The sequence below is a fragment of the Mycolicibacterium sarraceniae genome, from assembly GCF_010731875.1.
In the GTDB taxonomy this organism is placed as follows: domain Bacteria; phylum Actinomycetota; class Actinomycetes; order Mycobacteriales; family Mycobacteriaceae; genus Mycobacterium; species Mycobacterium sarraceniae.
Genome location: NZ_AP022595.1, coordinates 4,661,735 through 4,685,406, shown reverse-complemented (window position 1 = coordinate 4,685,406; position 23,672 = coordinate 4,661,735). Strand labels below are relative to the sequence as shown.

At 65.8% G+C, this 23,672-nt stretch carries 22 protein-coding genes and 1 pseudogene; 16 read left to right on the top strand and 7 right to left on the bottom strand.

Going from position 1 to position 23,672, the window contains the following annotated elements; all coding sequences use genetic code 11:
• Positions 1–71: 71 nt before the first annotated feature.
• Both G6N13_RS23345 and G6N13_RS23335 read right to left on the bottom strand, forming a co-directional pair.
• On the bottom strand, positions 72–929 hold the full coding sequence (locus G6N13_RS23345; RefSeq protein WP_163701123.1) for a DUF559 domain-containing protein: 858 nt from the start codon (positions 927–929) through the stop codon (positions 72–74).
• A 263-nt stretch (positions 930–1,192) separates the two neighbouring features.
• Positions 1,193–1,939 carry an enoyl-CoA hydratase gene (locus G6N13_RS23335; protein WP_163701121.1) on the bottom strand — a complete coding sequence of 249 codons (747 nt, stop codon included), beginning with the start codon at positions 1,937–1,939 and terminating at the stop codon, positions 1,193–1,195.
• A 94-nt stretch (positions 1,940–2,033) separates the two neighbouring features.
• Here G6N13_RS23335 and G6N13_RS23330 point away from each other — a divergent pair, with 94 nt between their 5' ends.
• The 7 genes from G6N13_RS23330 (at position 2,034) to G6N13_RS23300 (ending at position 7,521) form a co-directional block, all read left to right on the top strand.
• Positions 2,034–2,360 carry an AfsR/SARP family transcriptional regulator gene (locus tag G6N13_RS23330; RefSeq protein ID WP_163701118.1) on the top strand — a complete coding sequence of 109 codons (327 nt, stop codon included), beginning with the start codon at positions 2,034–2,036 and terminating at the stop codon, positions 2,358–2,360.
• Complete coding sequence (locus G6N13_RS23325; protein ID WP_322789334.1) at positions 2,264–3,211, top strand: BTAD domain-containing putative transcriptional regulator; 948 nt, start codon at positions 2,264–2,266, stop codon at positions 3,209–3,211. Before G6N13_RS23330 ends, G6N13_RS23325 begins: the two co-directional genes overlap by 97 nt.
• Positions 3,195–3,767, top strand: coding sequence for an oxamate carbamoyltransferase subunit AllG family protein (locus tag G6N13_RS24515; protein WP_197746815.1), 573 nt, complete (start codon positions 3,195–3,197; stop codon positions 3,765–3,767). The genes G6N13_RS23325 and G6N13_RS24515 overlap by 17 nt, the downstream gene beginning before the upstream one ends.
• A 123-nt stretch (positions 3,768–3,890) precedes the next feature.
• Entirely contained in the window at positions 3,891–4,307 is a 417-nt protein-coding gene (locus G6N13_RS23315) for an allophanate hydrolase-related protein (RefSeq protein WP_197746814.1), read from the top strand.
• Positions 4,308–4,516: 209 nt separating this feature from the next.
• A complete protein-coding gene (locus tag G6N13_RS23310) occupies positions 4,517–4,807 on the top strand; it encodes a transposase (RefSeq protein ID WP_163696061.1) in 291 nt (96 codons plus the stop codon).
• On the top strand, positions 4,804–5,739 hold the full coding sequence (locus tag G6N13_RS23305; protein WP_163701112.1) for an IS3 family transposase: 936 nt from the start codon (positions 4,804–4,806) through the stop codon (positions 5,737–5,739). The genes G6N13_RS23310 and G6N13_RS23305 overlap by 4 nt, the downstream gene beginning before the upstream one ends.
• A 459-nt stretch (positions 5,740–6,198) precedes the next feature.
• Positions 6,199–7,521 (top strand): ferredoxin reductase family protein, encoded by a 1,323-nt coding sequence (locus tag G6N13_RS23300; RefSeq protein ID WP_163701111.1) that lies wholly within the window; start codon positions 6,199–6,201, stop codon positions 7,519–7,521.
• Positions 7,522–7,739: 218 nt separating this feature from the next.
• Here G6N13_RS23300 and G6N13_RS23295 read toward each other — a convergent pair whose 3' ends face one another.
• The 3 genes from G6N13_RS23295 to G6N13_RS23285 form a co-directional block, all read right to left on the bottom strand.
• A complete protein-coding gene (locus tag G6N13_RS23295) occupies positions 7,740–8,732 on the bottom strand; it encodes a DUF2332 domain-containing protein (RefSeq protein WP_163701105.1) in 993 nt (330 codons plus the stop codon).
• A 101-nt stretch (positions 8,733–8,833) separates the two neighbouring features.
• Positions 8,834–9,895, bottom strand: coding sequence for a thiolase family protein (locus G6N13_RS23290; RefSeq protein WP_163701102.1), 1,062 nt, complete (start codon positions 9,893–9,895; stop codon positions 8,834–8,836).
• 305 nt (positions 9,896–10,200) lie between these two features.
• On the bottom strand, positions 10,201–11,181 hold the full coding sequence (locus G6N13_RS23285) for a LacI family DNA-binding transcriptional regulator (protein ID WP_163701100.1): 981 nt from the start codon (positions 11,179–11,181) through the stop codon (positions 10,201–10,203).
• Positions 11,182–11,315: 134 nt separating this feature from the next.
• On the opposite strand from G6N13_RS23285, the gene G6N13_RS23280 reads away from it, so the two are divergent.
• Positions 11,316–13,742, top strand: coding sequence for a beta-glucosidase family protein (locus G6N13_RS23280; RefSeq protein ID WP_235677872.1), 2,427 nt, complete (start codon positions 11,316–11,318; stop codon positions 13,740–13,742).
• 45 nt (positions 13,743–13,787) lie between these two features.
• Here the strand turns inward: G6N13_RS23280 and G6N13_RS23275 are convergent.
• A pseudogene (locus G6N13_RS23275) lies at positions 13,788–13,991 on the bottom strand (IS3 family transposase); the annotation flags it as partial.
• A 621-nt stretch (positions 13,992–14,612) separates the two neighbouring features.
• Positions 14,613–15,437 carry an IclR family transcriptional regulator gene (locus tag G6N13_RS23270; protein WP_163701093.1) on the bottom strand — a complete coding sequence of 275 codons (825 nt, stop codon included), beginning with the start codon at positions 15,435–15,437 and terminating at the stop codon, positions 14,613–14,615.
• A 195-nt stretch (positions 15,438–15,632) separates the two neighbouring features.
• Here G6N13_RS23270 and G6N13_RS23265 point away from each other — a divergent pair, with 195 nt between their 5' ends.
• Genes G6N13_RS23265 through G6N13_RS23230 form a run of 8 tightly spaced genes read left to right on the top strand, consistent with a single transcriptional unit; the run spans position 15,633 to position 23,662 of the window.
• On the top strand, positions 15,633–16,196 hold the full coding sequence (locus G6N13_RS23265; protein WP_163701090.1) for an FAS1-like dehydratase domain-containing protein: 564 nt from the start codon (positions 15,633–15,635) through the stop codon (positions 16,194–16,196).
• Positions 16,193–16,633, top strand: coding sequence for a Zn-ribbon domain-containing OB-fold protein (locus G6N13_RS23260; RefSeq protein ID WP_163701087.1), 441 nt, complete (start codon positions 16,193–16,195; stop codon positions 16,631–16,633). Before G6N13_RS23265 ends, G6N13_RS23260 begins: the two co-directional genes overlap by 4 nt.
• Positions 16,630–17,052 carry a MaoC/PaaZ C-terminal domain-containing protein gene (locus G6N13_RS23255; RefSeq protein WP_163701084.1) on the top strand — a complete coding sequence of 141 codons (423 nt, stop codon included), beginning with the start codon at positions 16,630–16,632 and terminating at the stop codon, positions 17,050–17,052. Before G6N13_RS23260 ends, G6N13_RS23255 begins: the two co-directional genes overlap by 4 nt.
• Positions 17,049–18,239, top strand: coding sequence for a lipid-transfer protein (locus G6N13_RS23250; protein ID WP_163701081.1), 1,191 nt, complete (start codon positions 17,049–17,051; stop codon positions 18,237–18,239). Before G6N13_RS23255 ends, G6N13_RS23250 begins: the two co-directional genes overlap by 4 nt.
• A gap of 8 nt (positions 18,240–18,247) precedes the next feature.
• On the top strand, positions 18,248–19,498 hold the full coding sequence (locus tag G6N13_RS23245; RefSeq protein WP_163701078.1) for a DegT/DnrJ/EryC1/StrS family aminotransferase: 1,251 nt from the start codon (positions 18,248–18,250) through the stop codon (positions 19,496–19,498).
• On the top strand, positions 19,498–20,334 hold the full coding sequence (locus G6N13_RS23240; protein ID WP_163701076.1) for an SDR family NAD(P)-dependent oxidoreductase: 837 nt from the start codon (positions 19,498–19,500) through the stop codon (positions 20,332–20,334). The genes G6N13_RS23245 and G6N13_RS23240 overlap by 1 nt, the downstream gene beginning before the upstream one ends.
• On the top strand, positions 20,331–21,476 hold the full coding sequence (locus G6N13_RS23235) for a steroid 3-ketoacyl-CoA thiolase (RefSeq protein WP_163701073.1): 1,146 nt from the start codon (positions 20,331–20,333) through the stop codon (positions 21,474–21,476). The genes G6N13_RS23240 and G6N13_RS23235 overlap by 4 nt, the downstream gene beginning before the upstream one ends.
• Complete coding sequence (locus G6N13_RS23230; RefSeq protein WP_163701070.1) at positions 21,473–23,662, top strand: acyl-CoA dehydrogenase family protein; 2,190 nt, start codon at positions 21,473–21,475, stop codon at positions 23,660–23,662. Before G6N13_RS23235 ends, G6N13_RS23230 begins: the two co-directional genes overlap by 4 nt.
• Positions 23,663–23,672 lie beyond the last annotated feature (10 nt).

The following is a 23,672-nucleotide window of genomic DNA, read 5'->3' as shown; positions in this document are numbered from 1 at the left end:
CCTTGATGCCGAGCGTGCGGGTTTTCGTTGAGTCTCGGTCGATTCAGCACCAACAACCTGCACGCTCGACGTCACAGCGGGCAGCCGGCGGCGCGCAGTTTGGCCGTCCCTCGCCGGATGATGACCTCGGGCCGCCCGAGCATGTCGGCGCTCACCCGAATCACCACCCACCCCAATGAATCCAGAATCGCGATGCGGTCGATGTCCCAGGCCCGCTGTCTGCCGTCAGCCCAGTGCTGCACGCCGTCGTATTCGACCGCGACCTTCCATCTCCGCCAACCCATGTCGACGCGGATCATCGCGTCGCCGTAGTCGTCGTAGAACTCGATCTGCGTCTCCGGCGGCGGCAAGCCGGCACTGACGAGAAGCAGGCGAAGCGTCGTTTCGCGCGGCGATTCAGCCCCGCCGTCGGCCAGCTTCAGTGCTGCGCGGAGGCGACGGACGCCCCGCACACCCGGGTTCGCGTCGGCGATGGCCAGGATGCCGGCGGGCTTGAGTCCTGTGGCGTTCATCAGCGCATCGAGCAACGGCACGGCTTCGTGCGTCCTAAGCCGGCGTCCGATGTCGAATGCGGTACGCGCAGCGGTAGTGACCCGCATACCCCGCCGAACACAGACGTCGTGGTCGGCGACCTCATCCGAATGCGCGAGCAGGCCCGATGGAGTGTGCCGGTTGACGCGGATAATCTCCGCGGGCGCGGTCCCGCTCAACCATTTTGTGCCATGGATCGCGGCCGCCGACAGTCCGGCCAGCACAACCTCCGGGCCGGCGAATAACCAGGCCGCCCGAGCGCGGCGTAGCGCTGTCAACGGCAAGTCATTGGCCAGGTACACGTTGCGGTACACCGCGCGATAGTGGGTGCGCAGCTGGTAGTCGGTGACGAGGCCGTTGCCCAAGGCCTGTCTCCCGAGGAACGGCTGGTCGTCCACGCCAATACCGTTGCCGAACCGGGCGTCAGACGAATGCGGCTATCCCCAGTACCGTCGTGCGTGCAGCCTCTTGTCGACCAACCAGTCTCCGAACGCCAACAACCTGCACGCTCGGCGTCAGTGCGTCAGTGCGTCAGTCCCGCACGCTCGCGAAGCATGTCCAGCAAGCGCCGCCGGCCAGGGTCGGCCAGCGCTTTGAAGACCGCGTCTGCGTCCACGATCTGATCGTGCAGGCATTTACCTGCCTAATGCAATGATCCAGTTCAGCGGCGTTGTGCGGCGGCCAGCCGGGCCTTGAATTCCGGCGATTCGATCGAGGTGGCTTGCGGGCCGAGCTCGATGTCCTTGGCCGCCTCGTGGTGATCGGTGTCCAGGAACCCGGGGATGGCGGTCGCCCGCATCGAGGCCTTGGTGGCAAGGACGACCTCGCGTGGGGCGGCTGCCGGTCCCGCTGCCAGTTCCAGCGCGGCGGCGACGGGATCCTCAGCGACGGCCAGCGCGAGCCCGTGCCGTACGGCCGCCTCGGCATCGAAGCGCATGCCGAACAACAGGGCCGCTCGGGCCACCTGCGGACCGACCGCGCGCTGCAGCATCCAGGTGGCGCCGCCGCCGGGATGGATGCCGAGCTTCTGGAACCGCGGATCGAAGAGCGCGTGCGGCCCGGCGATCCGGACATCGGCCGCCAGAGCCAGGTTCAGTCCGGCACCCACGGCGGCACCGTTGACCGCCGCGACGGTCGGCAGGGCGCAGCGGCCCACCGCCATGAAGCCGGCGTAGATCCGTTCGAGCCCTTCCTTAGCGGCGGCACCGAGGGCGGACAGGTCAGCGCCTGCGCAGAAGGCTTTGCCCGCGCCCGTGATGACGACGGCAGTGGCCTCGGCTTCGGCAGCCTCGACGGCCGCGCGCAACTGCTGCGACATGGCGTCGGTGACGGCGTTGCGCCGATCGGGGTCGTTGACGGTGATCAGCGCGACGCGATCGATGACCTCGTAAAGGACCAGGTCAGACATTCCGAATCTCCATCATCCGGACGCTAGCAGTTAGGGCCGTTTCATCATTGCGGCACCTCATCGGCAACCTGTTCGGGTTGCCGCATTGGGATCCGTGCGGGCCTGGCGGGGGGCGGCGCCAGCGGAGCTGGGCGGACCGCGACAGCGTTCCCTGCTGGCGCGGCAGTTCCTGGCGCAAGGGCACGTGGTGTCGGTCGACCGGCTCGTCGAGGACCTCTGGCACGGCGAACCGCCACCGAAAGCGTTCTCTGCGCTGCAGGCCTACGTGTCGCACTCACGGCGGGTGCTCGAGCCCGATCGCGCTCGCCGGGGTATCGCTTACAGCTGCGCACCGATGCCGTCGACGGGTGGTGTTTCGACGAACAGATCCGCGCGGCACCATCCGAGCCTGACCCGCAGCGGCGGGCCGACGTCATCGTAGTGGCCCTGAACAGCTGGGCCGGCGAACTTCACGCTGAGGTGACCGACGCCGCACGGGTCATCGCCGAGATTGCCCGCCTCAGCGAATTGCGAATTGCTGCAATCGAATTGCTGGCCTCGGCTGAACTCGCCGTGGGTCACGCGAGTTCCGTCATCGGGCGGCTGGAACAGGTCGTCCGCGAACACCCGACCAGAGAAGGTGCGACCGCCATCCTGGCCACCGCACTACACCGGGCCGGTCGTCAGGCTGACGCACTGGAAGCGTTGCGCAGCAACCGTATTCACCTTTCCGTGGAGCTGGGGCTGGAACCTGGTCCCACATCGCGCAAACTCGAGCGCGACACCCTCAGCGACGCCGCGCATCTCGATGCCGACGAACTGCAGTCCGCGGCGTCCCCTCAGGCTCCGATTGAGCCACCGGCCCTCGCCGAGTCGACCTCGACACGTGGCCGCTCCGCGGAACTCACGGCGATCGCCGATGCCGCGCAGGCGGCGAGATCTGGTGGTTGTGAGGTGGTGTGGGTCGGCGGCGAGGCCGGCGCAGGTAAGACGAGTCTCCCCATAGCCGCAGCGGCCGGGTTGCGTACTGCGGGCTGGACGGTCGCCGCGGGCCGGTGCCCCGAGGTCGACGGCGCACCGCCGGCCTGGGCGTGGACCGAGGTGTTGCGTCACTTCAGCGATTCATTCGCCGCCACCGACCCGCGCCGGCTGCGGGCCCTGGCGCCACTGCGGCACACCGACGAGTCCATCACTGACGACGGCCAAAGCCCTTTCTGGACAGCGCGTGCCATCGCCGACCTGATCGACCGGTCGGCAACCAACCAACCGGCCGGTCGTGGCGATCCTGGATGATCTGCGCCGAACCGACGGTCTAACCCTGGAACCATTGCGCCTGGTGATCCACGAGCTGCGGGAACGGCCTGGTGTACCGGGCAGCAGTATAGTCACGGTGATTGCCCGTAACGGGGTGAACTTCGGGACCGAGCCGTCCGGCACGGGCGATCAGTGGTTCCAAGCGCCCGCCAATCCGGTTGACGGGCTGTACTTCCCGGGCTACGCCGTCGACGATGCGGCCGCCGACCTGGGTGACTCGGCGGTCACCGAAACCAACGGGCTCGGCGGGTGCTATGGCCGCCTCACCTGCGATCGTCCAGTTCGGTGGCGGTGCCCCCGGCCGATGCGACGGCCAACAGCCGCCGCATGCTGCCCATCATCAACACCGGCATCGCCCACGCCTCCGGCCTACTGGCCCACGAACTCGGGGATGATTCCCACCGGCGTGCCGCGGGTGGCCGTGGGGTTCGGGACGTCGTCCGAGACGTGGCTCGACACGATCACCGTCGAGCAGGCCCGCGACTACATCGCCTCCGGCCAGTTCGGCAAGGGGTCGATGGAACCCAAGGTCTAGGCCGTCGCCGACTTCGTGGCCGCGACGCCAGGGGCCGTCGGCGTCATCGGGGCGGCTGAGGAAATCCCGGCGATCCTGGCTGGAACCTCGGGAACCCGGATCGTCGGCGCTACAGTGACAGCTGTGGATGATGACGAAACCGGCAGTGGGGCAGTGCTATTAGCGGTCAACGGCACGTTGATGCGCGGGCTGAAACTGTCCCCGAACATGGCCGCGGCCGGCGCTACGTTTATCCGGGAGGCCACCACCGAAGCGGTGTATCGGCTGTGGACGATCAATGACGACCATCCCGCGATGATCAGAGTCACCGACGGCTCGGGGGTCGGGGTCGCGGTTGAGGTGTGGTCAGTGCCCGCCGCGGGCCTGGCCGGAATCCTGCTGGCCGAGCCGCCCGGGCTGTCGATCGGAAAAGTCACCCTCGACGACGGGTCGACAGTATTGGGCGTGATCGGTGAACCGGCACTGGTCGAGGGTCAACGGGAGATCACCCGGTTCGGCGGTTGGCGGGCCTACACCGCGGCCGATGGGCAGGCGCTATAGCCATCGACGCCGGGGCTCGCTACCATCCGTCACTCGATACCCACTGACGTTCAGATACCACGGTAGGACGGCATGCTCGACGTAGTCGGGATCGAATTGGGCGTTGTACTGTGCGCGCAGCTTGGCGATTGTGGCGGCCATCTGGTCGTCGGAGACGGGTGTCTGGCCTTCCCCCGGGACCGTGGAGGCATCAGCTATAAGGAGTAGCGATGTCAGAGAAACGGAAGAAGTACGACCGGGAGTTCCGTGAGGGGGCTGTTCGGATCGTGCGTGAGACGGGTAAGTCGATCGCGCAGGTGGCTCGGGATCTGGGGGTTCACGAGGGCACTCTGGGTAATTGGGTCACTCAGGACCGTGAGGCACGGGAGGGTCGTGGGGAGTTGACCCGCGATGACCTGGCCGAGCTCAAGCGTCTGCGCAGCGAGAACGCCGAGTTGCGGATGGAGCGTGATGTCCTCAAGCGATCGGTGGTCCTGTGGGTGAAGGAGGCGACGAAGTGAGCGTGGCACGTTTCATTGCCGACCAGAGGACCAAATACCGAGTGCCACATGCATTTACGTGTGTGTTGTTGGGTGTGAGCGTGTCGTGGTTCTACAAGTGGATCGCTCGCGCGGGCAATGCCGATGGGTTGCACACTGACACCGATCGGCGTCGCGCGCAGCTCGATGCCGCGGTCGCGTCGGCGTTCACGGCGGCCAGAGGGTTGCATGGATCGCCGCGGCTGATCGCTGACCTGCGCGATCTGGGCTGGGAAGTGTCGGAGAAGACGGTGGCCGATTCGATGCGCCGCCAGGGTTTGGTGGCGCGCCGTATCAAGCGCCGCAATGGGTTGACTAAGCAGGACAAGACGGCACCGAAGTTCCCTGACCTGGTTAAACGGGACTTCACTGCGGCTGCGCCGAACCTGAAGTGGGTCGGTGACATGACTGAGATTCCCACCGAGTGCGGGCAGAAGTTGTATCTGGCTACCGTGATCGATCTCTACAGCCGCCGGTTGCTAGGCGCGGCGATGGGCCTGCATCCGGATGCCGAGTTGGCCTGTGCGGCGATCACGATGGCCGTGGCCGCCCGCGGCGGCCGCCAAGCGATCTGGCGGGACGAGGAGTCCGAGCGGGTCATTTTCCACACTGACCGCGGCAGCACCTACACGGCGAAGGCGTTCACCACGCTGTGCCGCACCGTGGGGATTCGCCAGTCGATGGGTCGGGTCGGATCGTGTTTCGATAATGCCGCCGCGGAGGCGTTCTTCTCCTCGCTGGAATGGGAAGTGTTGTCCCGCAATCAGTTCCGTGATACCTTTCATGCGCAGGCGGTAGTTATCGACTGGTGCTATACCTTCTACAATCACCAACGCCGGCACAGTGCCGCCGACGGGCTATCGCCCGTCAACTATGAGATCAGGGAATCCAAGACCAAGCCGGAAGCGGCATAGGAAACCCTCCACGATTTCGGGGGAACCACAGTCGGAGTGTTGGCCGCGGATGGATGAGGAGACCGGTCTGCACATCCGGCCAAGGCGGTCAGCCCCGCGACCGCCCCTGCGCCACTTGCGATGAAAGCACGCCTTCTCACGTTTTGCCTCTCAGCATAGTCCGGTCAACGCCAGCCAAGTTTGTGTCACTTCCGTTATTGCTCAACGGAAGTGGGAGCCGAGAATTATCTGACGCGAGCTTCACAGTGTCCAGGTGGGGCTCCGAAGGCCAACGTGCGTCCATCCCGAAGGCAGCCGTCCCCCGAAAAGGGGACAGAACACAATGCTGGGAGGTAACGGCGGTCGCATTGCTGACGGCGAGGCGCCATCGCTGAATCAGCGGTGCGGGAGCCACAGAGATGTGGTAGACCGAAGCGTGCGACTTGGAATGCTGGCGGGCAGGTGAATGACGGTTTTCCGATGATTCGGGTCGCGGTCCGGGGATCGCTGTGGTTCGGACTCTACGTAGCCGTTGCGATGTTCCCGCTGGCATTCGCCGCTATCGGCGTCGCCGATCAGCGTCGCGGCTTCTGGCGGGAGTTCGCAGCCGCGCTCGGCTTTGTCGGGTTGTCCATGATGGGGATGCAGCTGATTCTCGTCGCCCGGATCAAGATGGTGGCCGCCCCGTTCGGCGAAGATGCGTTGGTCGCCTTCCACCGCTACATGGGTTATGCGGGAACGGCGTTGGTGTTCGCGCACCCGTTGCTACTTATCGTCCTGGTTGATCCCAGCTACATCGAACGGATCATCCCGTGGACGGCCCCGTGGGCGGGGCGCTTCGGCAGCCTGGCCATCCTGTGCCTTCTCGGGATCATCGTCACATCGGTCTGGCGGGTCCGCCTGCGGATCTCCTATGAGACCTGGCATGCCATTCACCTCGTGGCCTCAGCGGTGGCGATCATCGCAGCAGTCGTGCATGTCGAGCTGATCAACTATTACATCGACCGCCCGTGGAAGCGCGGGCTCTGGATAGTGATGAGCGCGGCCCTGCTGGGCGTTTTCGTCTGGGTGCGGATCATCAGGCCCGCCATTCGCATGCGGCACCCGTGGACAGTCGACTCAGTGGTCGCAGAGCGTGGTGGGATCAGCACCATTACCTTCAAACCGGTCAACCACGCCGGCTTCACCTTCGCGCCCGGCCAGTTCGGCTGGCTGTCAATGAATCGGTCACCTTTCTCGCTGACGCAACATCCGTTCTCGTTCTCCTCCAACGGCGATGACCCATCAGCTCTGCAGATGGCTATCAAGTCGTTGGGCGACTTCACCACGACCTTGGCCGGTATTCAACCCGGCACCCGTGCCTATATCGATGGACCGCACGGAGTCTTCTCGCCGGACCGCAACGAGGGTCCGGGCTTCGCTTTCATCGCCGGTGGCGTGGGGATCTCGCCGATCATGAGCATGCTGCGCACGCTCGCGGCGCGTGGGGATCGGCGGCCCTGTCACTTGTTCTACGGTGTCAACAGTCTCGCCGCGGCGGCCTTCAGCGAGGAAATCGACGAGCTGGCAAGCGAATTGGAGCTGTCTGTCTGGTACGTGGTTGCCGATCCTGAGCCGGACTGGAGCGGTGATCGCGGCTTCATCTCCGAGGAAACGCTACGCATGCGGTTGCCCGCCAGGTATCAGACCCTGCAATATTTCATCTGTGGTCCCGGTGCACTACAGGATGCGATGGCGGATGCCCTCGGCGCCATGGCCGTGCCCGCCGACCGCGTCCACACCGAGCACTTCAACTTCGTCTAGAGAGGCGCTCCTCGATGCGGCACCACCAGGTCAAGTGGGCAGCAGTCGCGGTCACGGTCGGGATCGTCGTGGCATGCGTGCTCTTTGCGCTTGTCCGGATGTAAATCCACTGCTGGCTATGGATAAACGACCGAATTCGTGTGTTGCTCACAAAGATCACTGGCGAGCCTGATCCATCCGCCCCAGTGTTGCCGTGCCACCCGGCGTCGTCGATGCTATTAGGTGGTGGGCTTTGGTACATCCAGGACTGCCATGGTGTCGCCGTGGCCGGATGCGGTGGCCTGTGGCGTGCGGTCTAGAGCTGCGACGAAAAGGTCTCTGGGACCGGATGATTCGGGAATAGCAGCCGTGAGGGCGATCACGTCGCGGCTTTCGAAGCTGATCCAGCGGGCACCGCTGTCAGCGATGATCGCGGAGGTGCGACGTCGATCTTCTGCTGAGAGGTAGGCCAGGGTGGCGGAGTGCTGGATGACGGCGGTCACCCCGGAGGGCACCTCTGCCAGGAGCGCGGCTAGTCCGTTGCGTAGGTCAGCACGATCGATGCGTATCGACACGTTCGCAGCCGCGTCCAATGCTGCCAGCAGCCGGGTGCGTCGCTCGTCGTGCTCCGGCCAGATCAGCGTCGTCAACCAGGCAGCGGTGTCTGGGTCGGAGGCGTTGAGTGGGTTGAGGTCTAATCCGGCTCGCCACACAATGTCGGGGGTGGCGAGCTGTGGCGGCAGGGTACCGGCGGTGACCTGGCAACCGATGACGACCGGCGATGGGCCAGTGGGTGGGTGGACGATGGTGCTGTCGGAATAGCGATAGCTGTAGTGGTCGGGGATGAGGCACAGCCCAGCGGCGGCGCCGATTTCGATCAGAGCGATGGGGCCCGATATCTGATGCATGAGTGGGAGCAAGACGGCGCATCGTGCGGGCTCGTTGGTTTGGGTAGAGCGCTTCAGAATTGTGGTGCGTAGCCGGTCCCAGTGGCCCAGCACGCCGTCTCGCAGGGAATCCGCGTCCCCGGGTCGGGCACCGTGCCAGCGCAGACAAGCGAACACCAGGTTCGGTTGCCGCTTCCCTTCTGGCAGTTCAGCCAAACGAATGCGGACCTCCGGGTCTTCGACCACTGTTCGCGCCCACGATTCCAGGCTTGGCGAGCTGCCGCGTGCTTGCCGGTCGGCGAACTGAGCGTAGACCGCGGCAACCTGTTCACCAACATTGACCATCACCTCAGGATGCCCTGCGCTGGCAAGTCCCGGTGTCTGACCTCACGCGCGCGATCAGGGCTGCGGCCAACCTTTGTGGCGAGTCTCAAACCCGCATTAGTTCACTGAGCTTCCAGAACGGCGATGAGATTCTGTTGCAGTACGGGACCGCTGGTCGCGTGCGCGAGCACGCGCTGGGCCGAACCGTTGAAGATGTGCTGCGCAGCAAAGCCGATGCGTTCCAGGCCGACCGAGAACATCGGATTGGCCGCCAGGGCGCCGCCCGAGGGGTTGACGATCGTCGAGGAGGGCAGGCCGATGGCTTCGGTGAGAATCACGTGCTGGTGGGTGAACGGAGCGCATATCTCAGCCACGTCGATCGACCCGGTGTCGCCGTTGGTGGCCACCGCGGCGGACGCCGCGGTAGAAGGTGAGGTGGTCAAGTCACGTGCGCCCAGGATCGGCGTCTCGATGCGATGCTCGAAACCGGTTATCCAGGCTGGGGTTTCGCGCAGTTCGCGTGCCTTGTCCCCGGCGGCCAGCACGATCGCGGATGCGCCGTCGGTGATCGGGGCGATATCGTGGCGGCGTAACGGGTCGGCGAAGAAGGGCTGCTCAAGTAGTTCCCCAATGGTCCCGGTTGCCGACACATTGTCCGTGCGACCTGCTGCGGCAAAGGAATCGAGCGCCACCTGAGCCATCTGCTCGGCGGTCCACTTCCCGGAGTCCAGGCCGGCGCGGGCCTGCAGGCCCGCCAAGGATACGGAGTCTGGCCATAGCGGCGCGACGGTGTAGGGATCGGTCTGCAGCGCCAGTACCCGGCGCAATATGCCTGCCGATGACTTGCCGAAACCGTACACCAGCGCGGTCTCGACCTGCCCGGTGAGCAGTTTGATGTAGGCCTCATACAGCGCCCAGGCTGCGTCCATCTCCACGTGCGACTCGTTGATCGGCGGCACCGCACCAATCGAGTTGACTGCTGAGTTGAACGAGAACGGTCTGCCGGCAAGGTAATCCGAGGATCCAGAACACCAGAAGCCGATGTCGCCCTTTTCTATGTCCAGCTCCTGGTAGAGGGCATCGAAACACGGGATCAGCATTTCGATACCGTTGGTGGTTCCCTCGGTGGAACGCACATGGGGAGCGTGTGCGAAGCCGACCACGGCAACATGACGATCTGACATTGTTCACTCGCCTTTACAGATGCCGCTTACGGGTTGGGTACTGCCGTCGGGTTCGCCGGCGAGCACCTCAGTGCCCATGCCAGCGGTCACCAGTGAAGGACAACATGAGTGCGACACCTCTGCTGGGCCCAGGTTCGGCCAGTGGGACTTGCGACGATCTTCTCTGCTTGGGCCATCCGCTCGTAGCTGGGCCGTCCCGAGCGCAGCCACGCACGATCCCGCGGCACCGACCGATGGCGGCTCGGTGGGTCCGGTAGTGACCTCGCCCGCAACAACCAGCCAATGTCCTTGGTGACCGATCACCGTCATGTTGATTGGCGCCGGTGGACCACGACGGCGTCGTCCGGGACGGAGGTATCGGGTATTGGCAGTCCGCGGGCTGCCGCGACGATGAGGTTCACCAAGATGGCGACACGCGTATGTTCGGGCACCGCTACCGAAGTCAGCGGGGGATGGGCGAACGGGGCCAGCGGTATGTCGTCCACACCGATCACGGCCACGTCGGCGGGGCAGGACAGCCCCGCAACGGAGACTCCGCGCAGGACGCGGAAGGCCACCTCGTCGTTGTAACAACACACCGCGGTGATCCCCGCCTGGTGCCAGGATTCGACGATCCGGGCGATACGTGATTCGTGCTGGGGAATGCGTTGGGCGGGCGGATCGGGAATACCTGCGGACCGGGCCACGCGGCGGGCGGTGTCCATCCGCGGATTCGCAAGCCAGTCGAGTTCGATTCCGTCCGGAAGCGCGTAAGCGATCTCCCGGTGACCTCGGGCGATGAGATGGGCCATCTGTGCGGCGGACTGCGGCTCCTGATACGTAGGGTCGCTACTGGCCAGACCGCTCAGCGAGATGGTTTCGGTCCCGAACATACGCAACTGGGCTGCCACCTCGGGTGCGAGTTCGTCCATGGCGAACACCACCGTGGGCAGCAACTCCGCGATCACGTCGACCACGGCCCGCGATCCGGGACCTTCCTGGTGAATCACCGACACGATCCCGAACTTCGATAGCTCGGCGCCGAGCACACCACCGATGAGTAGACCCAAATGCCGCAAAGCGTTGTCGGGGATCACGGTCACGATGAGGTGGGTGTTGCCGGTCGCCAAGCTCCGGGCAGCCCGATTGGGGGTGTAGTCCAGATCGCGGACCGCTTTCATGACCGCCGCCCTGGTGCGGGCTGAGATGCTGTGATGGGCCACATCGTTAAGGACGTAGGACACCGTGGCTTTCGAGACTCCCGCGGCCCGTGCCACGTCGGCCGTCGTGGCACGGTTCCTGCTCACAGCGGCTCCTTACGGCACGACCTCGCAGACGAGTGTACGGTCGGGTTAACCGGTTAACTGACGGCGCTTATCCGCCCGATCGAGTTCAGCGCTGGTCAGCCGACTCCGGGAATCACCCAACCAAAGGTCCGACTGTGGCACATGACCTCTCGAACGCGCATGACCGCGCCTCCCACCTGCTCGCGCAGATGACTACCGAGGAGAAGGTGCAACAGCTCACCGGCATCATCCCGGTTGGTCTCCTCGGTGAGGATGGAGTGTCGCCTCAGCGATGCGCCGAACACCTGAGCGCGGGCATCGGCCACATCTCGATGATCGCGACCATCGGGAACAAGGGCCCCGCGGCGGTGGCCGCGGCGACCAACGAGATCCAGCGCTATCTCGTCACCGGCACCCGGCTGGGCATCCCCGCCATCGTCCACAACGAAGCACTCAACGGTGTGGTGTCGGCCGGCTTCACCGCTTTTCCGACCGCGATCGGGCTGGCCGCGACCTGGGATACCGCAGCCGTGGAGAAGATGGCCGATATTCTGCGGCGCCAACAGCGTGCGGTGGGAATCCGTCAGGCGCTGTCCCCGGTGCTCGACGTGGCCCGCGACGCCCGTTGGGGTCGTGTGTATGAGACCTACGGCGAGGACCCGTATCTCATTTCGGCGATGGGCGTGGCTTACGTTCGCGGCACGCAGGGCACGGACCCCACCGACGCAGTGCTAGCCACCGCAAAGCACTTCCTGGGCTACAGCTGGACCGAGGGCGGTCAGAACATGGCGCGCAGCACCATGGGCAACCGGCTGCTCTACGACGTGTTCGCCCGCCCGTTCGAGGCGGCCATCAAGCTGGCCGGGCTCGAGTCGGTGATGAACTCCTACTCCGAGATCGACGGCGTACCCGTGGGGATAAATCGCGCTGTGCTCACCGGCTTGCTCCGCGAGAGGATGGGGTTCGCCGGGGTCGTCGTCGCGGACTACACGACAACCAACCTGGTGCGAGAGCGTCAGCGGGCGGCCAGCACGGCGGAGGAAGTTGCCGCCCTGGCATTGCACGCCGGGCTGGATGTGGAACTCCCCATGGCCTACGCGTACGGTTCGGTGCTAGCCGAGGCGGTCGACGCTGGGCGTATTCCGGCGGCCGAGCTTGACGCCAGTGTGTTGCGGGTTCTTGAGCAGAAGTACCGACTCGGCCTCTTCGATCAGCCGTATGTGCTCGAGGATCCGATTCTGATCTCTACGGTGGCCGGAGAGGGGCGCGACCTGTCGCTGCACCTGGCCGGGGAATCGCTGACGTTGCTCAAGAATGACGGCACCTTGCCGCTGGCCCGCGACACGACGAGGGTCGCGGTGATCGGGCCTCACGCCCACGACCCGACCTCGGTGTTCGCCGGCTATACCTATCCGGCGATGCTCGACATGATGCGCGCGATGGCGGCAGGCCACGGCACCACCCAGGCCGGTGTGGATGGCCTGGAGAACTTGCTCGACCCGTCGGCATCGGGGGCCTTCATCGCCGATCTCGCTCCGGTGCTGATGATTCCGCGTGACCAGTACGCCCGCGACAGCTACGGCGCCACCTCGCTGGTCGAGGAAATCCAAGCGCAGTACCCGGCATCGGAGGTCACGGCGGCCATGGGTGTCGGTGTCACTGCCGATGAACCCCGCGATGTCGCCGACGCCCTGGCCGCTGCGCGGGATGCCGATGTCGTCGTGCTGGCCCTCGGCGGACGATGTGGATGGTTCTCGGATCGAACCACCGAAGGTGAGGGCGGCGATTCGGCGAATATCGAACTGCCGCAACATCAGATCGAACTCGTCGACGCGGTGGCGCAGCTCGGCAAGCCCATGATCGCCGTGGTCTACGGCGGGCGTCCCTTCGCCCTGACCGAGTTGGAGAGACGAGTCGGGGTGATCCTATGGGTGTACTACCCCGGCCCGTTCGGCAATCAGGCCATCGCTCAGGCGCTCGTCGGCGCGATCAACCCTGGTGGGAAACTGCCCTACACGCTGCCGCGTCACTCCGGGCAGATCCCGATCTACTCCGCACAGCATTGGGGTTCTGGGTACCGCCGAACCGACACCGATATGTTCACGTCCTACCTCGACATGTCCGCCACTCCGCTCTACCCGTTCGGCCACGGATTGAGTTACACCACGTTCGAGTACTCGGATCTGGAAGCCGACGACACCGTCGCCGCCGATGGCGCATTCAGGGTCGCGGTCTCGGTCACCAACACCGGTCGGGTCGGCGGCGACGAAGTCGTCCAGGTCTACGTCAGCGACGAGGCCCTCGGCCTCACCCGCCCGGCACGTGAGCTCGTCGGGTTCCAGCGAATCACCCTAGAGGAAGGCGCAACGGCGCACATCGAGTTCACCATCGGGATGGCCCAACTCGCCTACACCGGAATCGACGGCACACTCGTCATGGAACCTGGCCCAATCCAGGTTCTGGTCGGCTCCAGCGCCGACGACATCCGGCTCAGCACCGAGGTCGAGGTCACCGGGAAGACCGTCAACTACGAAGGCCGGCGCGAGTTCCTCTCCGAAGCCCACGTGACCACTACCCGCTGAACAGCCTGATGTGCTCCGGGTTTGGCGATGTCGCCCTACTTGGTTTCAGGTCACGGGTTGAGCGGACTGGTGTAGCAGTCCGAACTCTATCGGAGTGTGCATCCCGAGTGGGCAATGACGCCGTTGCCGGTTGTGGAAGAACTCCAATTGGTCGAAGGTCGCGTTGGCCAACTCGATCCGTGTCTTCCATCGCTCACGGTTGAGTGGCTCGGTTTGCATTCTGCCCCAAAAGGATTCGATCATCGCGTTGATGCTCCTATATCCGTCAAACAGCGGATTTCATGGTGTGCGGATTCATCCGCACAGGGCGCATCAGTGACCAGATTTCGCGGGCAGAGTAGGAGTTTGAGGCAACGGATGATCTCGGCCAACGTACGCGTCGCGTGGTCGGACTTCTCTACCGTCGATCTGTGGCTGCGGGTTCGACGCCGCGCCCGCGCGGCCTGACTGGGTGCCGCGCAAACTAGTGTGTTGACCGCGGACATGCTGCTCACCACGATCGTCGATGCGCTGTCGATCTACCCACCCGCCTCGCCCGGATCCGTGAAATCGGAGCGACCGTTGCCCATGCTGCCGAGCGGATAACTCATAAGGCACGATAGGGAAAGTTGGGCGTGCTGCAGCCAGCCGTTCAGTGACCGAGGTGAAGTGTGGCCAGCGTCGACCCGATCTTGACCAGCACCGCGAAAATCCTCGCGTCGGGGCGACTTTGGTGGATGTTCCGCAGTGGGTGCACCGGTGAACCATAGGGGAACGCCGTGACGCAACTGATCCCGGGGAAGGGCCTGTATTGCTACGGTGCCCTCCCACGTGGCTGGATCGATCCCGGCATCCCGATATCGCTGAGTGGAGCGTCGTACGCGACAGGCTTCATCGGCGCGGCGAACACGCTCCGGCCCGGCAATGGTCGCGCCAGTTCGGAAAGAGCCGCTGCGAGGTCGCGCGGGCGGCAGCAGCCACCACTGGGGCCAGTGCGTTGAGCCGCACCGTCCGCCGCGACACCACAGAGATAGCCGCGACAGCGCCGTGAGGACCCAGTACGGGTGCGGAGACCGAACTGATGCCCATGCTGCATTGTTCGGCATGGGATAAGGCGAGCCCCCGTTCCCGCCGAATGCGGTCGAGCCTCCGGTGCAGGACGTCGATGCCGATCCCATCACCAGCCAGCTGCCGATGGTCCTCGGCGTATCGGCGGTCGACGTCCTCTGGGGTCAGAGTCGCCAGTAGCGCCTGGCCGCTCACCGTCTCCTCGGCGCCCAGCCGCGCCCCGACCTGCGACGGGACGCTGTGCATCGCCGCGCCACCGATCTTGTCCAGGTAATGCACGAAGCTCCCCTCGAGCACCCCGAGATGACTGACGGCACCGGTCTTGAGGCTGAGATCGGCGAGTACCGGCGATGCGGCCGCGCGGATGTCGGTGTAGTCGACTGCGCAGCCGTGCAGTTCGTGTAGTCGCCGACCGAGGCGGAAGCCTTCGGGTCCATATTCCAACCACGCCTTGTCGACGAGCTGGCGAAGGATGCGAAACGCTGTCGAACGCGGCAGACCGGTGTGTTCGACGACGTCTTCGAGGCGGGCACTCCGCCTGTCGGGTCCGAAAACATCCATCACCAGCGTGACCCGTTCCACGATCCCGGACCTGACGGGTTTGCCCGCGTCCGGGTGGGTGGCGTCGATTTCGGAAAGCAGCGTCATCAGGGTTCTCCTACGGTACCAAGCAATTGCTCAAGTCAACACCGACCGTACCCGCCGACACCGACCTGAATAAAGGTGATCCGCCGGCTTGGCGTGCGCGCCACCGCTCCCGGTGGATGGGAGCGTGCCGCAGTGCGCCGCCGGTTCGCGGCTAGCTTGCGACCAAGCAATTGCTCAACTTCTCAGGAGATCGGCGTGACAACACCTTCGCTCGGCGAACAGCTGCAGACCTACGTCGGCCGGGAAGCGGAGCCGCCGCGGGTAGCGCGATATCCGGTCAGTGCGGCCATGATCCGCAACTGGGCCGAGGCTCACGAGGACTACAACCCGATCTACCTCGATGCCGACGCAGCCACCCAGACCGGACGCGACGGCATCGTGTGCCCGCCGGCGATGATCTCGACCTGGGTGATGTCCGGGCTCAAGCGTTACCGCGACGTCCAGGCCATGCGCGCCCGCGGCGAAACCGAGCAGTTCGCCTACTCCGAGTTGATGAACGTTCTCGACCGAGCCGGCTTCACCTCCGTGGTGGCCACCAACATCGAACAGACCTATCACCGCGAACTGCGGCCGGGGGAACACGTCACCGCGGACTTCACCATCGAGTCGGTGTCGGGACCGAAGACCACCGCGCTCGGCGACGGTCACTTCATCACGCTCTACAAGCAGTACCGGGTCGGCGACGGCGACGTGGTCGCCGAGGAACGGTTCCGGCTGCTCCGATTCCGCCCCGCCGCACCGGAGACCACCGCGTCATGACGGCCGGACCGCAGTCGACCGCCCCGCGCACCGGGGTGCCGCCCTTGATCATCACCGAGGACAACCACTTCTGGTTCGAAGCCGCCAAGGCCGGCCGCCTGGAGATTCAGCGGTGCGCCGCGTGCGCGGCGCTGCGCCATCCGCCCGGCCCGGCATGTCCGCAATGCCGTTGCCTGGACTGGGACACGATCCAGGCCAGCGGCCGCTGCACCCTGCACAGCTACACCACGATCTACCACCCCAAGGACTCGGCGTTCGACTATCCGCTCGCCGTCGGGCTGGTCGACCTCGAGGAGGGCACCCGCCTGGTTGCCGACATCATCGACGTGCCGCCAACCGAACTCGCCATCGGGATGCCGCTCGAGATCACCTTCGGTGAACACGCACACGGCGCCATCCTTCCGCAATTGCGCCGGCCACAAGGAGATTCCCGATGACCGAGATAACACCATTCCCCGAGTACCGCACGGGTGACATCCTGCCCGAACTGCGCATCCCGATCGACCGAACGACGATCGTGGCGGCTGCCCTGGCATCCCAGGATTTCGAGGACGTCCACCACGACCCCGGCAAGGCGCAGGAGCGCGGCACCCCGGACATCTTCATGAGCATCAACTCCACCAACGGCTTCGTCGACCGCTACCTCACCACGTGGAGCGGGCCGGCCGCGCGCATTTCGAGTGCCAAACTGCGCCTTGGTGTTCCGATGTTCCCCGGCGACGATCTCACCTTCAGCGGAGAGATCATCGACGACACCTTGGGAGCCACCGTCAAGGTAGTGGGCCGTAACTCGCGCGGAGTGCACGTCTCGGGCGAGGTGACGGTCGTTCCCTACAACTCCGGCACGACGTCATGACCGCATCGGCAACGGGGTTCTCCGGCCGCGCGGCCATCGCCGGCATCGGCGCAACCGAATTCTCCAAGGACTCCGGGCGTAGCGAATGGCGGCTGGCCTGCGAAAGCGTGCTGAACGCGTTGGCAGACGCGCAGATCGACGTCGCCGAGGTCGACGGATTCGCACTGTTCACCATGGAAAACAACCCCGAGATCGCGGTTGCGCGGGCGCTGGGCATCCCGCAGCTGAGGTTCTTCAGCAGGATTCCGCACGGCGGCGGCGGCGCCTGCGCGCCGATCCAGCAGGCCGCGCTCGCGGTGTCCGCGGGCGTCGCCGACGTGGTGGTCGTTTATCGGGCGTTCAACGAGCGCTCCGGGCACCGATTCGGCGCTGGCCCACCCCCATTCGCCTACACCGCCAACACCGACCAGGAATACCGTAACTGGATCAACCCGTACGGGTTGATGACGCCGGCGCAACAGGAGGCCTTCCTGGCCCGCCGCTACATGCACACCTACGGCGCGACCAGTGCCGATTTCGGTGCGATCTCGGTGCTCTCACGCAAACATGCCGCCAACAACCCCAAGGCCTGGTTCTATCGGCGGCCGATCACCCTCGAGGAACACCAAGACTCCCGGATGATCGCCGATCCGCTGCGGCTGCTGGACTGCTGTCAGGAAAGCGACGGCGGCCAAGCCATCGTCGTCGTCAGTACCGAGCGGGCTCGAGACCTGCCGCACCCCCCTGCGGTCATCACCGGAGCGGCTCAAGGGGTTGGGCCCCAACAGATTTCGATGAGCAGCTACTATCGCGAGGACATCGAGAAGATGCCCGAGGTGCAACTGGTCGCCGAACAGCTCTGGGCGCAGTCCGGGCTCGGCCCGGACCGCATCGACGCCGCCATCATCTACGACGCATTCACCCCGATGGTGCTGCTCCAACTCGAGGAGTACGGGTTCTGCGGCCGCGGTGAGGCCAAGGACTACGTTGCCGAGGGCAATCTGGAAATCGACGGGCGGCTACCGATCAACACCCACGGTGGCCAGCTCGGCGAGGGATACATCCACGGCGTCAACGGGATTGCCGAGGGGGTCCGGCTGATCCGCGGCACATCCACCAACCAGCCGGCTAAACGGGTCGACAATGTGCTGGTCACCGCGGGCTCACCCGTTCCGCACAGCGGCATCGTGTTGTCCTCGGACTATTAATTCACGCCATGATTGAGCCAACCCACGATCAGGAGGAACCGGTGACGTACCAGACACCCCTCGAGCGCATCACCTATGCCCGCGCCACCCACGGCGAGGACGAGATAGCCGCCGTCCTGGAGGTGCTGCGCAGCGGCCACCAGGGGCTGCGGATCGGCCGGAACGTCCGCGAAATGGAAACCCGCGTGCCGGAATTGAGCGGCAAGAAGTTCGGCGTGATGTGCAACTCCGGCTCGTCGGCGTTGTATCTGGCCGTCGAACTACTGGGGTTGGAGCCGGGATGTGAGGTCATCACCTCACCGCTGACGTTCTCGACCGACGTGGCGCCCATCGTGCGGGCCGGGTTGGTGCCGGTGTTCGTCGATGTCGCGCCGAACACCTACAACGTCGACGCCGCCCAGATCGAGGCCTTGGTCTCCGACAAGACCCGCGCCATCCTGATCCCCAACCTGGCCGGCAATGCCCCCGATTGGGATGCGATCCGTGCGGTCGCCGGCCGCCACGGGCTCAAGGTCATCGAGGACACTTGCGACGCGTTGGGTGCCACCTTGGGCGGAACCCCCACCGGGGCGCGCGCCGATATCAGCGCCACCAGTTTCGCGATGGCGCACATCATCACGTGTGCCGGCAATGGTGGCATGGTGATGGTCGATGACGAGGACAGCTGGGAGAAAGCCCTCCTGTTGCGCCGCTGGGGCCGCCGCAGCGAACCGCATCTCTTCGGCCGCGGCGGCGGACGGGTGTTCCGCGAGAACCTCGATGGGGTCCCCTACGATAACGACTTCATCTTCGACGTCCTGCCGTGGAACTTCGAGCCGTCGGAGTTGGGCGCCGCCTACGGCATCGTCCAACTCAACAAGTTGGCCGCCAACCACGCGCGCCGCAAGGAGATCTTCGCGCGCTACACGACTGCCTACGGCGCGTTCCCGGACTTCTTCACGACCCCGGTGCAGGCACCCGGCCTGGACACGGCGTGGCTGTGCTACCCCGTCATGGTCAATGCCGATGCCCCGTTCGACCGCGGCGACCTGCAGGAGTGGCTGGAGGCTGAGGGCATCGACACCCGCACGGTGTGGAGCGGGAACATCACCCGCCACCCGATGATGGACGGCGTGCGCCATCGTGTTCCCGCCGGCGGTCTGCCGGAGGCCGACGCGGTCTTCGCGCGAGGCATGACGCTGGGGATGAGCCATGGCCTGCGCGACGACGAGGTGGACCGGATCGCCGACGCCATCCACCGATTTGCCGGGAAGTACTGATGGGCCAACGATTCTCGGGCCAACGGGCACTCGTCACCGGGGCGAGCCGTGGGATCGGTGCCGCGATCGCACAGCGGCTGGCCGCCGGCGGTGCCGACGTCGCGATCGTCGCTCGCACCGCCGAGCGGCACGACCACCTGCCGGGGAGCCTGGCTGAGACACGCGAGCGACTCGCCGGGTACGGGACCACCGTGGCTACCGTGGTCGCCGATCTCACCGACGAGGATCAGCGCGCCACCATCGTCGCGGGCGCCGTCGAGCAGCTGGGCGGGCCCATCGACATCCTCGTCAACAATGCGGCCGCGGCAATCTATCAACCCGTCGTGGGATATGCGCGCAAACGGCGCCGGATCACTTACGAGGCCAACGTCTTTGCTCCCATGGATCTGGCCGATGCGGTCGTTCCCGCCATGCTGGATCGGGGTCGCGGGTTCATCGTCAACGTCTCCAGTTCGACCGCCTCGGTCTGGCCGGGTCCGCCGTTCACCCTGACGTCACCGGGCACCTCGACCGGAATGTATGGTTCGTCGAAGGCGGCGCTCGTCCGGTGGAGCAATGCGTTGGGCGTTGAGCTCTATGGGCGGGGCGTCCGGGTGAATGCGGTGCGTCCGAAGGTTGCGGTGCTCACCGAGGGGGCCCAAGCCCTCGTCGGTGAGACTATCCGCCCAGATCAGTTGGAATCGGTGGAGCAGATGGTGGAATCCGTTGTTGCCCTGTGTGATTGTGCGCCGGAGGTGACCGGCCAGGTGTTCGCGAGCCTGGACCTGATCGCGGCCTGGGGGCTTGATGTGCGTGGACTCGACGGACAGTCACTTGTGAAGCAGCCCAGCGCATGACCCCGGTGATCGTCGACGCGGTGCGCACGCCCTTCGGGCGGCGCAACGGCTGGCTGTCCACCCTGCACGCCACGGAGTTGATGGGTGCGGTGCAGAAGGCCGTGCTGCAGCGCACCGGGGTCGACGCGGATTTCGTCGACCAGGTGATCGGCGGCTGCGTGACCCCGCTCGGCGAGCAGTACGGCAACGTCGCCCGCAGCGCGTGGATGCACGCCGGACTGCCGTCGGCGAGCGGCGTGACCGCGATCGACGCCCAGTGCGGAACCGCGCTGCAGGCGGTGAATTTGGTGGCCGGGCAGATCGCCGCCGGGGCCGTCGATGTCGGCATCGCTTGCGGAGTGGAGGTCATGTCGCGGGTGTCGTTGACCGCGAAGAGTGGCTTCGGGTTGGGTTTCCCCCGTCCGGCGGACTGGCGGTTCGACATGCCCGATCAGTACACCGCCGCCGACCGCATCGCCGCACTGCGCGGGTTCTCCAGGGAGCGGCTCGACGAGTTCGGCCTGCGCTCACAGCAACTGGCCCACGAGGCCTGGGCGGCAGGCAAGTTCGACCGTCATGTGATCGCGCTCAGTGCGCCCACCGAACCCGATAGGGACGTCACCACGGTCGTGGGTCGCGACCAGGGTTTGCGGGATACCAGCCTGGAGGCGCTGGCCGGGCTACGACCCACCAAGGACGGTGGTTTGCACACCGCGGGGACGTCGTCGCAGGTCTCCGACGGTGCCTCGGCCGCGCTACTGATGTCCGCGCAGCGCGCCAAGGCCCTGGGTATCGCTCCTAGAGCGCGACTGCGAGCCCAATGCGTGGTGGGTGGCGACCCGGAATACATGCTCGATGGGCCGATCGACGGGGCCCAGCGCCTGCTGGAGCGAACCGGGTTGGGTGTGAGGGACTTCGATTTGTTCGAGGTCAACGAAGCATTCGCCGCCATCCCCATGTCGTTCGCGTCGGTGCTCGGCATCGACGACACCCTGCTCAACGTCAACGGCGGTGCCATCGCGCTCGGACATCCCGCCGGGGCCACCGGAATTCGGCTGCTGGCCAACGTGATCGACGAACTCGAACGCCGCGATGGCGAGCGGGCGATGATCGCGATCTGCGCCTCCGCCTCCACCACGTGCACCATCGTGGAGCGGCTATGAAACTGCCCGTTGCCTGCATCGGCCTGAGTCGCGAGCTGCACGGCCTCGCGGATTCGGTCGCGGCGTTCGCTGCTCGCAACGCGCCGATCGCGGACACCAGGGCCCGACTCGGCGACCTCGCCGCCGGCGCGCTACCGCTGAGCTGGAAATCATTGGTGGATAACGATTTCCACCGCGTCCACCTCGGTGAGGACGTCGGTGGGGCAGGGGCCGGGCTGGTGGAGCTCGCGGTCATTTGCGAGCAGCTGGGACGCACCCTGTTTCCGGGGCCCTTCCTGCCCACCGTGATGGCCAGCGCGGCGCTGGCGACAGTGCCAGACCACCCGGCGGCGTCGCGCCTGCTGAGCCGTTTCAGCGGCGGCGAGACCGGGGCCATCGTCAGCTCGCGGGGGATGAGCGTCGACAACGTCGGGGACCGGTGGAACATCAGCGGCACCACCGAAACCGCGCTCGGCCTGCCCGGCGCCGACATCGTCGTGATGCGCGCCCAGTCGTCCACCGGCCATGATGTGCTGATCCCGATACCCGTTCAGGCCGTGGCGGTATCGGTGACCGTCGAGGAACCCACCGATCTCACCCGCCCGGCAGGGCGCCTGACGGTAGACAACCTGGAAATCCCTGGCGATCACGTGATCCCGTGCAGCGCGTCGTCGGTGGAGCTCGTCGTCACCGCGCTGTTGGCCGCCGAGGCCGCCGGAGTGGCCCAATGGTGTGTACAGGCGTCCCTGGACCACATCACCCGCCGCGAACAGTTCGGTCGGGTGATCGGATCCTTCCAGGCTGTTCAGCACAAGGCGGCGATGATGCTGGTGCACGCCGAGGTGGCGCGCTCGGCCGCGTGGGACGCCGCTCGCGCGATCGGCGACGACCCCGCCCAACAACAATTGGCCGCCGATGCAGCCGCGGTGAGCTCCTTGCAGCTGGCTAGGGATATCGCCCTGGACGCGGTCCTGCTGCACGGCGGGATCGGCTACACCTGGGAGCACGACGCGCACCTCTATTGGCGCAAGGCCGTCAGCCTGGCCGGCGCCGCCGGCGCCCGGCAGCAGCGCGCCCACGCCCTCGGCGCGGCCGCGGTGAATAACCGGCGCAGTTATGATTTCGTCGATCCCACCGCGTTCGCCGACCTACGCCAACACGTCGGCGAGGTGCTCGACCGCGCCATGTCGATGAGCGAGCAGGACGCCCGCGTCGTCCTGGCGGACGCCGGTCTGGTCGCCCCCCACTATCCCGCGCCCTACGGCATCGGCGCCGGGCCGCAGGAACAGGTGGTCGTCGCCGAGGAGTTCCTCCGACGCGGGCTGCGCCAACCGACCACGGTGGTGGGCGAGTGGGTTTTGCCGACGCTGCTGCTGCACGGCAGCCCGGAGCAGCAGCAGCGATTCCTCTCCGCCACCTTGGACGGCCGAATCGTGTGGTGCCAGTTGTTCAGTGAGCCTGGCGCCGGATCGGATCTGGCCGGTTTGTCGACCTCGGCGCGCCGCGTCGCCGGCGGTTGGCAACTCAACGGTCAGAAGGTCTGGACGTCCAACGCGCACGTCGCCCACTGGGGCGCATGCCTGGCGCGAACCGACCCGCACGCGCCGAAACACCGAGGCATTTCCTACTTCCTGGTGAAGATGGAATCCCCTGGCGTCGAAGTACGGCCCATCAGGCAGGCCACCGGGCGCTCGGAGTTCAACGAGGTCTTCCTTACCGATGTGTTCGTGCCCGACGACTGCGTGGTCGGCGAGGTCAATGATGGGTGGAAGCTGGCCACGACGACGCTGGCCAACGAACGCCTCAAAATGGGCAACGATTTCGCGCACGGCTCGACGCGGCACCTGCGTCAGGCCATTGGCAACGGTGACGTGGTCGCCACGCCGGAGGAAGCCCTGCGGGTGCTCGGCGAATGCACCGCCCGGGAAATGGCCTTGGCCGCCATCGGATTACGTACCATCCTGGGGCGGCTGTCCGGGCTGGACACCGGCGCGGCGACCAGCGTGCAAAAGGTGTTCAACGCGCTCGCGCAGCGTCAGGGCAGCGTCGACACGCTGTCAGTCGTCGGCCCGGCCGGGTGCGTGAGCGCCACCTACACCGACTACGCCACCGACCACCTTGCCCTGCCCGCCTCCATGACCGGCGGCGGCACCGTGGAAATCCAGCTCAACGTCATCGCTCAACGACTACTCGGCCTACCCCGCTAACCTTCGAAAC

Bases quoted from the DNA above. Each gene is read 5' to 3' on its own strand.
- G6N13_RS23335 (WP_163701121.1), bottom strand. From the start codon at position 1,939: ATGTCTGACCTGGTCCTTTACGAGGTCATCGATCGCGTCGCGCTGATC.
- G6N13_RS23310 (WP_163696061.1), top strand. From the start codon at position 4,517: ATGTCAGAGAAACGGAAGAAGTACGACCGGGAGTTCCGTGAGGGGGCT.
- G6N13_RS23300 (WP_163701111.1), top strand. From the start codon at position 6,199: ATGATTCGGGTCGCGGTCCGGGGATCGCTGTGGTTCGGACTCTACGTA.
- G6N13_RS23295 (WP_163701105.1), bottom strand. From the start codon at position 8,732: ATGGTCAATGTTGGTGAACAGGTTGCCGCGGTCTACGCTCAGTTCGCC.
- G6N13_RS23290 (WP_163701102.1), bottom strand. From the start codon at position 9,895: ATGTCAGATCGTCATGTTGCCGTGGTCGGCTTCGCACACGCTCCCCAT.
- G6N13_RS23270 (WP_163701093.1), bottom strand. From the start codon at position 15,437: ATGACGCTGCTTTCCGAAATCGACGCCACCCACCCGGACGCGGGCAAA.
- G6N13_RS23260 (WP_163701087.1), top strand. From the start codon at position 16,193: ATGACGGCCGGACCGCAGTCGACCGCCCCGCGCACCGGGGTGCCGCCC.
- G6N13_RS23255 (WP_163701084.1), top strand. From the start codon at position 16,630: ATGACCGAGATAACACCATTCCCCGAGTACCGCACGGGTGACATCCTG.
- G6N13_RS23250 (WP_163701081.1), top strand. From the start codon at position 17,049: ATGACCGCATCGGCAACGGGGTTCTCCGGCCGCGCGGCCATCGCCGGC.
- G6N13_RS23245 (WP_163701078.1), top strand. From the start codon at position 18,248: ATGATTGAGCCAACCCACGATCAGGAGGAACCGGTGACGTACCAGACA.
- G6N13_RS23240 (WP_163701076.1), top strand. From the start codon at position 19,498: ATGGGCCAACGATTCTCGGGCCAACGGGCACTCGTCACCGGGGCGAGC.
- G6N13_RS23235 (WP_163701073.1), top strand. From the start codon at position 20,331: ATGACCCCGGTGATCGTCGACGCGGTGCGCACGCCCTTCGGGCGGCGC.
- G6N13_RS23230 (WP_163701070.1), top strand. From the start codon at position 21,473: ATGAAACTGCCCGTTGCCTGCATCGGCCTGAGTCGCGAGCTGCACGGC.